This window comes from Archangium violaceum (assembly GCF_016859125.1).
In the GTDB taxonomy this organism is placed as follows: Bacteria; Myxococcota; Myxococcia; order Myxococcales; family Myxococcaceae; genus Archangium; species Archangium violaceum_A.
This window is the reverse complement of the sequence record NZ_CP069338.1, coordinates 7,549,116-7,561,834: the sequence shown is the minus strand read 5'-3', so window position 1 is coordinate 7,561,834 and position 12,719 is coordinate 7,549,116. Positions and strand designations below refer to the sequence as shown.

General features: G+C 65.6%; 18 protein-coding genes and 1 pseudogene. 15 read left to right on the top strand and 4 right to left on the bottom strand.

The window, feature by feature from the left end:
* The first annotated feature begins 154 nt into the window (after positions 1 to 154).
* The 7 genes from JQX13_RS54600 (at position 155) to JQX13_RS32380 (ending at position 5,858) form a co-directional block, all read left to right on the top strand.
* Positions 155 to 763 (top strand): hypothetical protein, encoded by a 609-nt coding sequence (locus JQX13_RS54600; protein ID WP_239013987.1) that lies wholly within the window; start codon positions 155 to 157, stop codon positions 761 to 763.
* On the top strand, positions 760 to 1,548 hold the full coding sequence (locus tag JQX13_RS32405; protein WP_203403342.1) for a hypothetical protein: 789 nt from the start codon (positions 760 to 762) through the stop codon (positions 1,546 to 1,548). Before JQX13_RS54600 ends, JQX13_RS32405 begins: the two co-directional genes overlap by 4 nt.
* A gap of 171 nt (positions 1,549 to 1,719) precedes the next feature.
* On the top strand, positions 1,720 to 1,884 hold the full coding sequence (locus tag JQX13_RS32400) for a hypothetical protein (protein ID WP_203403341.1): 165 nt from the start codon (positions 1,720 to 1,722) through the stop codon (positions 1,882 to 1,884).
* 88 nt (positions 1,885 to 1,972) lie between these two features.
* A complete protein-coding gene (locus JQX13_RS32395; RefSeq protein WP_203403340.1) occupies positions 1,973 to 3,202 on the top strand; it encodes a hypothetical protein in 1,230 nt (409 codons plus the stop codon).
* 902 nt (positions 3,203 to 4,104) lie between these two features.
* Positions 4,105 to 4,272 carry a hypothetical protein gene (locus JQX13_RS32390; protein ID WP_203403339.1) on the top strand — a complete coding sequence of 56 codons (168 nt, stop codon included), beginning with the start codon at positions 4,105 to 4,107 and terminating at the stop codon, positions 4,270 to 4,272.
* 321 nt (positions 4,273 to 4,593) lie between these two features.
* Complete coding sequence (gene sitI6, locus JQX13_RS32385; RefSeq protein ID WP_203403338.1) at positions 4,594 to 5,328, top strand: SitI6 family double-CXXCG motif immunity protein; 735 nt, start codon at positions 4,594 to 4,596, stop codon at positions 5,326 to 5,328.
* A complete protein-coding gene (locus JQX13_RS32380; RefSeq protein WP_203403337.1) occupies positions 5,325 to 5,858 on the top strand; it encodes a hypothetical protein in 534 nt (177 codons plus the stop codon). Before sitI6 ends, JQX13_RS32380 begins: the two co-directional genes overlap by 4 nt.
* Before the next feature lie 90 nt (positions 5,859 to 5,948).
* Here JQX13_RS32380 and JQX13_RS32375 read toward each other — a convergent pair whose 3' ends face one another.
* The 3 genes from JQX13_RS32375 to JQX13_RS32365 all read right to left on the bottom strand — a co-directional run bounded on the left by JQX13_RS32375 (position 5,949) and on the right by JQX13_RS32365 (position 7,814).
* On the bottom strand, positions 5,949 to 6,239 hold the full coding sequence (locus JQX13_RS32375; protein ID WP_203403336.1) for a hypothetical protein: 291 nt from the start codon (positions 6,237 to 6,239) through the stop codon (positions 5,949 to 5,951).
* A 161-nt stretch (positions 6,240 to 6,400) separates the two neighbouring features.
* Positions 6,401 to 7,090, bottom strand: coding sequence for a glutathione S-transferase family protein (locus JQX13_RS32370; RefSeq protein ID WP_203403335.1), 690 nt, complete (start codon positions 7,088 to 7,090; stop codon positions 6,401 to 6,403).
* Positions 7,091 to 7,346: 256 nt separating this feature from the next.
* Positions 7,347 to 7,814, bottom strand: a complete 468-nt coding sequence (locus JQX13_RS32365; protein ID WP_203403334.1) for an OsmC family protein — start codon at positions 7,812 to 7,814, stop codon at positions 7,347 to 7,349.
* Positions 7,815 to 8,006: 192 nt separating this feature from the next.
* Between JQX13_RS32365 and JQX13_RS32360 the strand changes: the two genes are divergently transcribed.
* The 3 genes from JQX13_RS32360 to JQX13_RS55990 are packed head-to-tail and all read left to right on the top strand — an operon-like array spanning position 8,007 to position 10,354.
* Entirely contained in the window at positions 8,007 to 8,243 is a 237-nt protein-coding gene (locus tag JQX13_RS32360; protein WP_203403333.1) for a hypothetical protein, read from the top strand.
* Complete coding sequence (locus JQX13_RS32355) at positions 8,240 to 9,061, top strand: ferritin-like domain-containing protein (RefSeq protein ID WP_203403332.1); 822 nt, start codon at positions 8,240 to 8,242, stop codon at positions 9,059 to 9,061. Before JQX13_RS32360 ends, JQX13_RS32355 begins: the two co-directional genes overlap by 4 nt.
* Before the next feature lie 6 nt (positions 9,062 to 9,067).
* Entirely contained in the window at positions 9,068 to 10,354 is a 1,287-nt protein-coding gene (locus JQX13_RS55990) for an HTTM domain-containing protein (RefSeq protein WP_343211027.1), read from the top strand.
* Positions 10,355 to 10,453: 99 nt separating this feature from the next.
* Here the strand turns inward: JQX13_RS55990 and JQX13_RS55985 are convergent.
* Positions 10,454 to 10,801, bottom strand: a pseudogene (locus JQX13_RS55985) (serine hydrolase domain-containing protein); the annotation flags it as partial.
* 172 nt (positions 10,802 to 10,973) lie between these two features.
* On the opposite strand from JQX13_RS55985, the gene JQX13_RS32345 reads away from it, so the two are divergent.
* The 5 genes from JQX13_RS32345 (at position 10,974) to JQX13_RS56545 (ending at position 12,481) form a co-directional block, all read left to right on the top strand.
* Positions 10,974 to 11,327, top strand: a complete 354-nt coding sequence (locus JQX13_RS32345) for a putative quinol monooxygenase (protein WP_203403330.1) — start codon at positions 10,974 to 10,976, stop codon at positions 11,325 to 11,327.
* A 73-nt stretch (positions 11,328 to 11,400) separates the two neighbouring features.
* Positions 11,401 to 11,532 (top strand): hypothetical protein, encoded by a 132-nt coding sequence (locus JQX13_RS55590; protein WP_275424883.1) that lies wholly within the window; start codon positions 11,401 to 11,403, stop codon positions 11,530 to 11,532.
* Between the two features lies 1 nt (position 11,533).
* Positions 11,534 to 12,223: a hypothetical protein gene (locus tag JQX13_RS32340; protein ID WP_239013985.1), complete on the top strand. Its 690-nt coding sequence runs from the start codon at positions 11,534 to 11,536 to the stop codon at positions 12,221 to 12,223.
* Positions 12,205 to 12,360, top strand: a complete 156-nt coding sequence (locus JQX13_RS32335; protein WP_203412634.1) for a hypothetical protein — start codon at positions 12,205 to 12,207, stop codon at positions 12,358 to 12,360. The genes JQX13_RS32340 and JQX13_RS32335 overlap by 19 nt, the downstream gene beginning before the upstream one ends.
* Before the next feature lie 37 nt (positions 12,361 to 12,397).
* Positions 12,398 to 12,481: a hypothetical protein gene (locus JQX13_RS56545; protein WP_430384223.1), complete on the top strand. Its 84-nt coding sequence runs from the start codon at positions 12,398 to 12,400 to the stop codon at positions 12,479 to 12,481.
* Positions 12,482 to 12,719 lie beyond the last annotated feature (238 nt).

The following is a 12,719-nucleotide window of genomic DNA, read 5'->3' as shown; positions in this document are numbered from 1 at the left end:
CGGAAGGTGGCGGGTGCGGCGTTGGTGGACTTGAAGGAGGGAAGAGGTGGAGCATGACGCGCGGCAGAGGCACCCATTCCCCCCGAGAGGGTGTCAAAGAATTCGAGCAATGGCCCCACAGGAACACAGGTACTTCTATAGGAGCATCAGAACGATGGTGCGGAAGCTCATGGCGTTGAGCTTATGCCTTCTCCTTGGCTCATGTAGCGCCACCCGGCCGATGGTCGCGGGCTCATCCGGGCCGCGGGACCTGTCCAGGTACGTGCTCGTCATCAAGAATACGGCAGATGGGCAGGCGACCTATGCCTGGAAACCCGCCAAGGACTTCGACCCGACGGAGTACCGGAACCTGGCGAGCGTCCGGACCGACGAGGGTCGCATCGTCCGGGTCTCACTCGATGCGGCGGAATGCGAACGTCAATATGATATTTGTGTTCCGGAGTGCCAGGCCAGCACGAGAATCCATCAGGTCGACAAATACATATACGATACGAGGCAATACGGTCCCTGGCGGACTGGGAAATGGAGCTACTGCAGGACCGCTTGCATGAGGCAACTTGCCAACTGCCTGGGCGAGGCGGGCCGTGAGCCTGTGAAGTTCGAGGCCATCGACACCGCCGTCGATTGGCTCAAGCGCCACCAGGATGAGCTTGCGCTCGGAGCCGTTGTCGTCATTGCGGGGGTGGTTTTCTATGTTGCCGCCTGTAGTGGAGGCATTCTGCTGCTCGCTCCCGCCTTGCTCTTCGCCGAGGTACCACAATGAAGATAGGGGAGATTCTCAACTTCGAGGCTCCACGGCTCATCGGAAGGTACCTGACGGAGCAGACCTCTCCCGAGGAGAGAGAACTGCTCCTGGCGGCGAGAGATGCCGTACTATTCATCTCCGAGTTGGGTCAGGACTACCGCTTCGAGGATTATCGCCGGAGCCCCGACTCCCCTCTCTCCCCCTCTGAGGGGGAAACTTCCATCAAGACGCTCCTGGGTGAAGCGGCGGGGCTCATGGCCCGGATTCGAGGGGAGCTCCACTCACCGGAGGAGAAGGAACTGGCGTCGGTCCTCATCGACGCACTCCACTTCATCGCCTCGACCGGCCAGCACACGGCGTTCGAGGCGTTTCGCCGCGATGCTCTCGCCGCCAGACCGCCGCACATCGTCGCATCGTTCAGGACGCGCGAGGAGGCGGAGGCCTGGCTCGACAATCAGCCCGAGCCGCCGGCTCAAGGACAGGTGTTGGTCGCGGGTGAATACTATCAGTTCTACTATTTCCGCGAGCTGAACCGCCGGGGGCTCCGGCCGCAGTTCACCTTGGAGATGCTCATCCGGCAATTGATGGAGGAGGGGCCTCCTGCCACCGTGGCCTCCTTTGTCTCTCATGAGGAAGCAGAGGACTGGCTGGCGAAGCAGATCGCGCCACCGACGCATGCCTTCATCTCGATTGCCGGGGAGTACCACCTCGCGGTCTTCCACGAGAACATCCACCACCGCGCCATCCATCCCATCTCCATCGTCGAGAGGCTCGAGAAGTGGGAGCGGGAGCAGGGGATGTGAGTAGGGCATTGGTGCTAGAAGACAGCCGGAGGACCCGGAAGGCTCGCCGCTCTGATAGATGGGCGCCCCAGCTTCAGGGGGGAAGACGCGGTGAGCGTCAAGGTAGTTGTCGCGTGAGCGGGCTCAGCCAATGCGCCTCCCGTCCTCCGCAGCCCGGGGAGGGGGCGGCCCTTGTATTTCCGGCGCACCGGGCTGGAGTCGGGCCCCTGTGACGAGGTGGACCCGCCCCAGGCGAAGGGCTTCACCGGTGGAGGCAGGATTGTCTCGCTCCTCGGACGCCCAGCTCATTTCGGGACGCTTCGCGAGCTCTCCATGGTGCGCAAGAGCCTGAACTGACGGAGTGCCACGCTGGCTCGCGACTTGCCCCGTCCGCCCTCGCCGCACGCGAACCTACCGGACATCCGTTGCGGCAGGAGATACGAACATGACCAGCGTAGGTCCAAGACGGAACGATGACACCCTCGTGCTCGGAATGAATCCACACACCCGGGCCGAGGCCGATGCAATCCAGAAGTCCAACCCCACTGCCCGGGTCACCACCATTCAGGACACCCTCCAGAACGATCAGGTGCGAGCCCCGCGCCCGGATGGCGGGATACAGGTCTACGACTTGCGGATGGATGCCGGTATCCAGGCCTTCGTGGCGACCTTGGGGCTGCCGCTCGCACAGAGCCAGCAGGTAGCGGCTGCCATCGCCAGTGGCGGCGAGGATGCACGTGACGAGCTCGCGCAATTGGCGCAGGTGTGGGCCCGGGCGGAGAAGGGTGGTGTCATCCCCTCACGTCTCGTCCTTTCTGGTCACAGTGCTGGCTTCAGCCTTTGGGGCGAGAATGAGGAGGGAAGCTTCAAGAACGGGAATATCGAACGTGACAGCATTGCCCGGCTCGTGGCGGCAATGCCTGCCGCAGCAGCTCGGGTTGAGGATCTGTGCATTGCTGCTTGTTACAACGGAGGCGAAGCCACCATGAATGAGTGGCGCGCTCTCTTTCCCAATCTCAAGACGATGTGGGCATACAACGGCAGTGCTCCCGGTAGCTTCACTGGAGCAACCGTCCACCTTGCCCGGTGGGAGGTGGCAACACGCGGTGATGTGGATGCGCTCGGGCCCAGCCTCGCTAGAGGTCTGCGCAAGGGTGATGCCCTCGCGGTCTGGTCGCGCCGGGATGGTTATCAGGCCTCTATGGGGAGCATGAGTATATCCAACCAGGATGCCCGCTACGCCGCCGGTCGCGCCACGTTCGAGCGCTGTTTTCGAGGTGACGAGGAGGTGCGAGATTCCCAGCATGGTCCGCTGCGGGACTACTACAACACCCTGCAGGAGCTGCTGGGACAGCCGGATGTCCCCGCTTCTGACCGTCCTGCGCTGGAGCGGGCGAGGGATCAGACCCTCCGGCTTCTCTTCTACGGGAAGGTCGCCGTTCGCTTTCAGGAGACGTACCGGTCCAGCATTCGGAGGGGATTCGAGGCGCTGGGCCTGAGCGCCCCCGACTTCTCCCGGCTTGGACGTAAGGAGGCGCTGGCCCTCATCCAATCCTTCGAAGCCGAGCTCTCCCGCCACAATCCCCGCCCCGAGGAGGCCCAGCGATTGTTGCCCCTGCTCACCGAAGGATTGCGAGACCTCCAGCGCTCGCGCATCCCGGAGAACTGGATATGAGGACCCACTCCTGGCACTGGCTTGCTCTGGGGATGTTGGTGTGGCTGGCCTGTGAGGCGCGGCAGCCGACTCCTCCTACGCCTTCGGTGAACACCACCGCTGCTGACTCCAGCGCCGAGCTGGTGCGCCCCGTTCTCGCTCCATTCGATGCGGGGGGACCACCTCCGGCCATGGGTGCGGTCGGACTCGCATCCGAGGAGGCTCGCGCGCGCTGTCACGCGGATATGGACCGTGTTGTCCGCGAGGCGACGCGCTTCCAATCGGCCCGTCAGCGAAGCCGGATGCTGCTCGCCGGGCTTGCGACTGCGTGCGTGGAGGTGCTGCCGCCAGAGCTTCGTCAGGGGGCGGCGGAAGCCGCACCGCTGCGTGGGGACGACCGCTTCCGCCGCCTTCGCGAGGCGGTTCGTGCCTTCGTGCCGGAGGACTGTCTGGCAGCGCCGCTCACGACGGTGGAGACCGTGGTGTCGCGCTGTCCTCTGTCGAAAGAGGTCGATTTGCCGACAGACGTAGATTTCGAGAGGCCGCCTCGCTCTCTTGATGCGGCCAGCTATGTGTTTGCGCTTGTCCTACAGGATCAACTCCACGCACGGGGCGCTTATGACAACAGGGCGCGCCGCTGGGTCGCAGAGTTCGTTCTCCGTAGCGCGTTGGTGGGGGAAGAGGAAGCACGGCGAGCGCATTGAGCGCCCTCCAGGACATCCATGGGGTTGAGCACGGTGGCGGCTTCCCCATCGGGTTGATGCCCTGACTGCGTTCACTTGGGTCGGGCACCGCCTGTGCTGTGGACAGGCTGTTACTCGTCCCCAGTCGCCTTGCGCGGGGCCGTATCGGCCGTCTCCCGGCTCCTGGCCTTCACACTGCGGAGATGGATCGGGCCGCCGCACGGGAATAAGCTGGACCCCATGCGCCCCTCGCTCCTCGAAAAGGGCCTCGTGCTCCTGGTCCTGCTGCTGACCGCCTGCGCGATCTCAGCACCCGCCATGCAGGAGGACGAGATCATCGAGACCGTCTCCTCCTCTTGGGAGGAGGCTCACGCGGACCCGCCCTGCGTGGTCCCGCTATGTAGATGATGAGCGTTGCGCCATCTGGCGTTGCCAGGACGTAGCGGAAGTGGAGGAGGAGAAGGCCCATCTCCTCCTTGCGAGGGGAAACCTCCCGGTGGCCCGCCCTCCCATGGTGTTCCAGCCAGTGCCGCGGCTGCGCCCTCCAACAGACTCCAACGTCTCGACGGAGCTGCGCTCCCCGCGAGGACACACCCAACCGCTGGTGGGGGCACCCCGTGGCGGCGCCCATCTACGCGGATCCCGTCTTCGAGATCCCCTGGCACAACTGGAAGACGCACGACCGACCCTACTATTGCGATTAAGAAAGAAGACGAAGAGCTCCCGCTCATGAACTATTTCCGCATCCAGGAAGACAGGTCCGCGGGTTACACGGGCTCTGTTGACGCCTCGCATCGATGGAAGCTGCCAGGCCTCTACTGCCCCTTATGTCAGGACGCATGGAGCGGCGGCGCCAACGCATACCCTTCGGTTGATTTGACGCCGATAACCGCTCTGGCCGACTTCGAGACCTCCCGGGCCGAACCCATTGAGGAGTATGAACGACTATGCGAGCTGGTACGTCCCCACCTGCCCCCGGGTGCGCAGTTAGAGCCAGGAGCGGGATTCGGACCGCTCGAGGGCAAGGCCCAGGGCCGCTTCGGGCAATTGTTCATGGACTTCGCCGAGGTGCTGCTGATTCAGCGTGAGGCCTTGAACAAGCTCCAAGCCGTGGGGCTCAGAGGACTCAAGGGCTGCCCAACCGCCCTGCGCTTCCGCCAACGTCACTCGCCTGAGTTGCTCGAGCTGGAGCTCCTACCCGCGGGCCGCCTGCACCCCGACTGCCTTCCCCCCAATCCTCAACCCCCCTGTCCCCGTTGTGGTCGCCTGATGCACCCCCTTCCGGATGTCCTGATATTGGACGCCTCCACCCTTCCCGAGCACCTCGACTTGTTCCGGCTGGAGGACTACTGCAACGTCAACATCTGCACCGGACGCTTCGTGGAGGCCTGCCAGCGCTTAGGATTGGATGGCGTTGTCTTCCAGCCCGTGGAAGTGGCAGCGTCACGAGCGTCACAATCATGACGCTCGCCACCCTGCTCGTCTTCGTTCCTGTCCGGGTGTGGGACCGCGGCGGGCCCCTGTCGGTGGCCCGTCACGCTCCCATCACGCCCCGCGTGGGACGGATGCGCAGCACGAGCGGCGGAGGAAGAGACGTGACGGTCGACGAGCGCGAGCGACGCCTGCGGAGCTTCGAGAGCAACGGCGGACGGGACCTCGGCTGGTACGTCGAGAGGGACGGCCGCACGTGGGCGATGCTCACGGACTGCACCTTCGCGGACATGTTCTGGGACACGTACGCGGTGCAGCCGCTCGTGCAGGAGCCGGCGCTGCGCGAGCGGCTGTTCTCGAAGGACTTCTGGCACCTGGGGCCGCTCCCCACCTTCCGCAACCGCGTGACCGACGAGACCCTCGAGGCGCTGCCCGGCGGTCTCTTGCCCACGGAGGCCGACCCGCGCCTCATGGTGCGCGATCTGTACTCGAAGCTGACCCCGAGCCCGTACGAGCACCTCCTGCTCCTACTCCGGCTGGTCCGGCGGCCGCGCATGACCTGAATAAGCGGAAGGCTCCAACTCGAATCCTCTGGCACAGCGGCCCGCCCTGAAAGCTCGGGGCGGGCCGCCGCATGGACAGAACGAGAGGTGCTACCCGCAGTAGCCGCCATCGCCGTACTTGTTGCAGTAGTCGATGCAGATGGAAGGAGCGCCGGGGGTGCGGCACTCGCTGCCGTCGCAACAAATCATGCTGAACCATTGAGCGTGCTTCTTGCCCTCATCGGACTGGCCGCACTTCTTCGCACACTCGTCAGCGGAACCGGTGCACGCGGTGCCGTCGGCGCACGCCATGTACACCTCTCCGTTTCCTTCGGTCGTGGTGCCTCCACAACCCGCCAGCATCCCCGCTGCCATCAACCCTGCGATGATTGCTCTGCGCATACTGTGACGTGTCTCCTTGGGTGGGCACTGCGCGGGCCACGTTAATCGAGGTGGCCTGCCCCAGGTGGAAGGAAATGGACCTCACCGAATCGGCCCGCGCGAATGGGTGCGCGAGGCCGAAGGTGACGCGGGTCCACTACCGCTGACGTGGGCCGCCATGGCTAAGCCGCCAACCGCTGGACGCTGGCTTTGAACTGGGAATCGTATGGGAACCCGGGAGGCAGCACCGCGAGAGCCTCCTTCAACACCTTGATGAAAGCGGGGCGCTTCATGAGGCGGTCAAGATAAGCCGCGGCATTCTTGTGCCGGGACGCGAGGGGTTCCACCAGGTCCGCATAGAACAACGCCGGGGATGCGGCGATGTCCGCCATGGTGAAGATGTCGCCCATCGCCCACGTCTTGTTGGCCATGTCCTTTTCGATCATGTCGTAGGCCGTGGCCAAGACCTTGCGCGCCAGCTCCACGCCGTGGGGGTCGTTTTTTCCGGCCGGCCGGAAGTTATCCGTGATGATCTTGGCCGTCTGGTCCATGACGTAGAAATCGAAGAACCGGTCGCACAGGCGGGTCTGCCGCGCGAGATCCCGATCGGACGGAATCAGCGGCGCCTTTCCCGGATAGTGCTGATCGACGTACTCGATGATGATGCTCGATTCCGGAACGGTGTGATTGCGGCTGGAATCCTGGAGGACGGGGAATTTGCCGATGGGCCACAGGGATTTCAGCTCCGCGGCTTCCTTCTCGTTCCACAGATCGATGGTGCGCGCCGTAAACGGCACGTTGTTCTCGTGCAACGCCAACAGGGCTTTCCAGCAGTAAGACGAAAACGGGTGATAATAGAGAGTGAGTGACATCGGTGCGCTCCTTGATTTTGTAAAGCCGCGAGACGTTGATTTCGACGCCGGAGCATAGGCGGAAATAGGGGCCCTGTTGCCTCAAGGCCCTGGAGCGGAGCGGACATGTGGTGTCGGTCCGGAAGGAGGGGGGCCGCAAGGTCGTCCAGGTGGACACCACGGAGTGGTTGCCCTACGTGCTGCTCGCGCTGCCTGCTGGGGTGGCCCCAGGGACAGGCCGCTGTGGCCTGCGCCTCGGCCTCGACGGGCAGGTGCCCTACGCCCCCTCCGCCACCTCCTCGATGCGCGGCTCCATGCGCACGGCGGAGGTGAGGGACAGGCCGATGAAGCAGTACTTGTGGGCCTTCTCGAACATCTCGCGCACCTTGGCCGCGTCCGTCCCGGGGGCCACGCGGATGGTGGGCGCGAGGCGGATTTCGGTGACGCGCGTCACCCGGCCCTCTGTGCCGAGCACCACCTGCACGTCGTCCACGTAGCCACGCACGTCCAGGCGCACCTTCCTGGCGAGCGACAGGAAGGTGAGCATGTGGCAGGTGGCGAGCGAGGCGCCGAGCAGGTCCTCCGGGTTCCACCGCGTGTCGTCCCCGCCGTAGGGTCCCGCGGCGCTCACCGCGATGTCCGGCTTGCCCGGTGCGGAGGCCACCGCGGCGCGGCTGTGCTCGCCCGTGGCGTAGTCGGTGGTGGTGCCTTCCCAGCGCAGCGAGAGGGGGTAGACATCGGACATGCCCCCCATCTATCAGGCCCCGAGTACGCGCGAAGTGTCGGAACGAGTTTTTGACACCATACAGCCCCATCCAGCCGACAGCACTCGATGGAGGCGATGCGATGGGTGTCACTGAATCGCGGCAGGCTCACCCTCTCGGGAGGCAGTTCGCATACAATCCAGCCTCATCACCCGGAAGAAGGAGAGGAACCCATGGCAGACCTTCCCCAGGGCCGGAGGCCCTCCCGTCGTCCCACCCGTCCCCTGCTGCTCGCCACCGCTGGCATCGCGGTCGTGAAGATGGCCAGTGGGTGCCTCATCTCCGGCAACCTCATGGCTCCACCTCCGTGCGATGACAATCCGGACAACGATCCCTACTGCGAGCCGGTGCCTGACGCTGGCGTGGATGGTGGAACCTCGGATGGCGGTACCGCGGACGGCGGTCGATGAGCACGTCCGTCCTCCCCCTCGTCCCTGGCGAGGAGCTCTTCGAACTGGGGATGCTCGGAGGCAACATCGAGCGCCGGTACCGCAAGCTCCGACCCGAAGTGGAGACGCTCCCGTGGGGGACGCTCCACCCGGAGGACTTCCCCGAGCACCTCGTTCTCGCCGCGCGCAGGGCCTGGACCGAGGCCGCCTTCCAGGAGTACCGCACCGCCGCCGCCTGCACCGCGACGCTGCAGGCGCTCATCGCCGCGCGGGCGCCGCTGGATCTCATCGGCATGGGGTGCCGCTTCCCGCTCGACGAGATGGTCCACGTCGAGCTGTGCGCAAGGCTCGCGTCCGAGCTCGGTGGTGGCATCCCCCTTCTGCATGATCCGCTCGGGATGATTCCACCGCCCCGGCCGGGCCGTGCGCTCGTGCAGGCGGCGGAGCTCGTCGTCCGCTACTTCTGCGTGGGTGAGGCGATCTCCATCCCCCTGCTTCGAGGCACCTGGCGCTCCGCGACGCACCCGCTGGTGAAGGCGGTGCTGGGTCGGATCGTCAAGGACGAGGCCGCGCACGGGCAGTTCGGGTGGGTGTTCCTCGACTGGGCGTTGCCGATGCTGGAGGAGGACGAGCGGGAGGTACTTCGGGATGCGGCGGGGAGGACGATCGCCGCCGTCCGGGAGAACCAGGCACGCATCGCGGCACAGGGGGAGGGAGAGTCCAGCGCGATCCATGCGCTCGGGTGGATGCGGTCCCGGGCGTACCTGGACCTCGCGCGCAGGTCGATGGAGACCGAGGTGCTCGCTCCGCTGCGGGCACGTGGGCTCGAACCTCGCTGACGCGACATGCGCGGGTACCTCACGGGCAGCGCGGTCGACCTGGCGGTGTTCCGCATCACCGTCTTCGTCGTCGTGCTGCTCTCGCGCGATGTGTACGAGGCGCCCGTGTGGGCGCCGACGGCGGAGGCGGTGAGGTCCGCGCCCATCGGCCTCGGGTGGCTCGCGCCCCACCTTCCGCTGTCGTCCACCTGGGCGTGGGTCGCGCTCGGGGTCCTCGTCCCTTCGACGCTTCTCTCCATCCTGGGCCTGTTCACGCGGGCGGCGACGGTGCTCGCGGCGACCTCGTTGGCCTACGTACTCACGGTCCCTCAGTTCGCCGGGACGGTCCTCCACACCCACCATCTCCTGTGGTTCGCCGTGCTGCTCGCGGCGAGCCCCTGCGCGGATGCGCTCTCGGTGGACGCGTGGCTTCGAGCGAGGAGGCACGGCAGCCAGGTTGCTCCGGACGACGCGTTGGGGTACGGGCTCCCCATCCGCATCGCATGGGTCCTCGTCGGGCTCATCTTCCTCTTCCCAGGATTGTGGAAGTGGAGCGCGGGCCTCGACTGGGCACTGGGCGGAGCGCTGCGCGGGCAGCTCTACTGGAAATGGGCCGAATACGGTGGCTGGCGCCCCTGGCTCCGCGTCGACGAGTGGCCGGGCGTGCTCGAGGCCGGAGGTGTCGCGGTGATGCTGTTCGAGCCCCTCGTGCTCGTCGGTGTCCTCGTGCCACGTCTCAGGCCCTGGACGGTTGGCGCGGCGCTGCTCTTCCACGCGGCAACGGCCCTCGTGTTCCGGATCGAGTTCTCCTCGCTCTGGGCCTGCTACACCGTCTTCGTTCCGTGGAGCCGTGTGCTCGCACGCGTCGGGCTCGGCGGCACCACGCTGGGGACACCACGGGCCGGACACGTGCGCCAGTGGATGCCGGCCGCTGTTACAGGAGGCGTGCTCGTGTTGGGCGCATTGGTGTCGGGCGCTGCGGGCATCCGGTCCGGCTTCCCATTCGCGTGCTACCCCACGTTCCACACCAGGGCCCCTGCGGAGATTCCCGCGCTGGAACTCGAGGCGCACGTTGGCGATCGCCTCCTCCGATGGGACCTCGCCTCGGGTGCGTCGCAACGGGCGTGGGGCACCCTGTGGCACCTGGCGCTACGCCCGGAGCCGTCCCGGATTGCCCGCTGGATGGAGGTCGTCCGTGCCCGTCACCCGGAGCTCGCGGCGGCGGGGCGCCTGCGCGTGTTTCGCACCTGGCGCGCCGCGGATCCTCGCGCGTCCGCCGAGGTCCTCCGCCGCGAGCTCATCTGGGAGCATTGAGTAATCACGACATCGCGATTCGAATCCATGACGAACCGGACGACGGCGGTCCGCGTTCATGAGCTCGACCGAGCGCTCGGAGAGGAGACGTCTGCCGCCGTGCTCCCCCTTGTTCAGCATCATCCGAGCGAAGGCGAGGGAGTCGTCGGCCGTCGAGACCAGGCCACCCGCCGCGGACGGGAAGCCCGGCGGGCGGCTGAACCGGCTGTCCTGGCCGGCGGCGTCGAAGACCTCGAACTGCCCCGTCGCGGGATTGCGGTGGTAGCACGTGGGCAGCCGGTCGAGCTTGCCGGCCGGAACGCTGAAGCCGGTGTCCTTCATGCCCAGCGGCTCGAAGAGGCGCTCCCGGAAGAAGTCCTCGAGCGGCTGGCCAGAAGCTCGCGAGAGCAGCACGCCCAGGACGGTGATACCGGTGTCGCACACCCATACCTCGCCCGGCTGATGCATCAGCGGCAGGGAGGCCCTGCGTCACTCCTTCACGGCTCCTCGTCCCCTCTGCACCCCGGGCTTTTACCTCCGACGTAATCGAAATCCCCCGGGTTTGCTGGTCTGGTGCCACCGCATCTGACGGGCCGGCCGGGTGCGGCATCACGGTCCGGGAAATCGATGGAGGGATGTCATGAACGCTTCGGGCAAGGTCGTCTTCGTTGTGTCGCTTCACACCAAGCAGGGCCGCCAGGACGAATTCCTGAGCCTGCTCACACCACTGCTGGATGCAATGCGGCACGAGAAGACCTTCATCAACGCCGTCCTTCATCGTGACGCGGCCGATCCCACCCGGTTCATGATCTACGAAACCTGGGCTGACCTGACCGACGTCACGGAAGTCCAGATGAAGCGGGACTACCGCGCGGCCTACGAGGCCGCTCTGCCGGACCTCCTGCGTGAACCCCGCAAGGTGCAGCTCTGGCAACCCCTGCGCGGGGACTTCGAGGGAGAGCCACGAAATCGGGGCGGACCCATTGGCGGATGACCCGAAGAATGAGGAGCGGCTCTCTATTCAAGGGAGGACCGAACACCTACAGGGTCATCAGGAGTCCCTCATCATGAAGTTCCGTTCCGCTTCGTTGTGCTTCGTGCTGTCGCTTCTCTCCTCCACCTCCGTCTGGGCACAAAACGCACCCGCGACCTGGACGGAGCACTGGTTCGAGCACAACCAGACCGTCTCCCGCGTCTAGCGTGCACGGCTCGCCCGCCTTTCCCCGGTGGGGCGACAGCAAGTGGGCGGAGATCTTCATCTATGACCTCTACCTGGGGATGGGCCGCACCAGTGATGCGAACCGCGCGTACAACGAGAACATCAACAAGGTAGACAACTTTCCCCGCGCCAACACCCACTGGTTCAGGGATTGGTTCTACCCCATCTACAAGAATCACGGCGGCGCTTCGGTGCTCAACCGATTCTTCGTCCTGCTCGCGCAGTACTTCCCGAAGGAAGGAAAGAACTACCCGCGAGATATGAACTGGGGCGAGTTCGTCCACTTCTGGAGCGGCGCGGCGGGCGTCAATCTCAAGACCCAGGCCACCTCCGCCTTCGGATGGCCCGCCGAGTGGGAAGCGCAGTTCGTCCAGGCGCAGCGTGACTTCCCCTTCACCTACGCCAACCCAGACCCCACAGCCGTCTCCGTGTTCCAGGACCACAACCATGGCGGTTACGGGGCGGCCCTGCCCGTGGGGCGTTACACCCTGTCCACCCTGAATGCCTGGGGCGTGCGCAATGACGACATCTCGTCCCTGAAGGTCGCCAGCGGCTACCAGGTCACCCTGACGCCGATGACAACTTCGGCGGCGCCAGCCTCACCAGGACGGCGGACGATGCGTCGCTCGTCGACGACGGCTGGAACGACGTGGTGTCCTCGCTCATCGTGAGCGCGTCCGGGACGTCCAACCCCGGAACCCTCATCCAGGCGGAGAACTACAGCACGATGAGTGGCATCAGTACCGAGGCCAACTCCGACTCGGACGGGGGAACGAACGTGAGCTACATCGATACGGCGGACGGGTGACTGGCAGAACTGGACCACCATCTCCCATACCGTCACCGTGACGGCGGGCACCTATAACGTCGGCGTCTACGCCCAGGCGGGTGGCTGGAACTTCAACTGGTTCCGCATCACCAGGATTTGATGGAAGGATCTCGCAGCCTGCCATGCCGCGCGGCAGAACAACCAACGCCGCACGGCGGCGCTCGCCTTCGGTCAGCCCTCCGCGTCCGACCACGGTGCGTGCAACCGCGACTCGCGATTCCAGAGCTGGCCCCAGCGCCCCCGTCCTCGGCCTCCACCCTGTGCGGCATGCCCGAGTCCACCCACACCACGCTCGAGGACAAGTCCTTCCCCAACATGGTCGTCGATGCGCAGGGCAA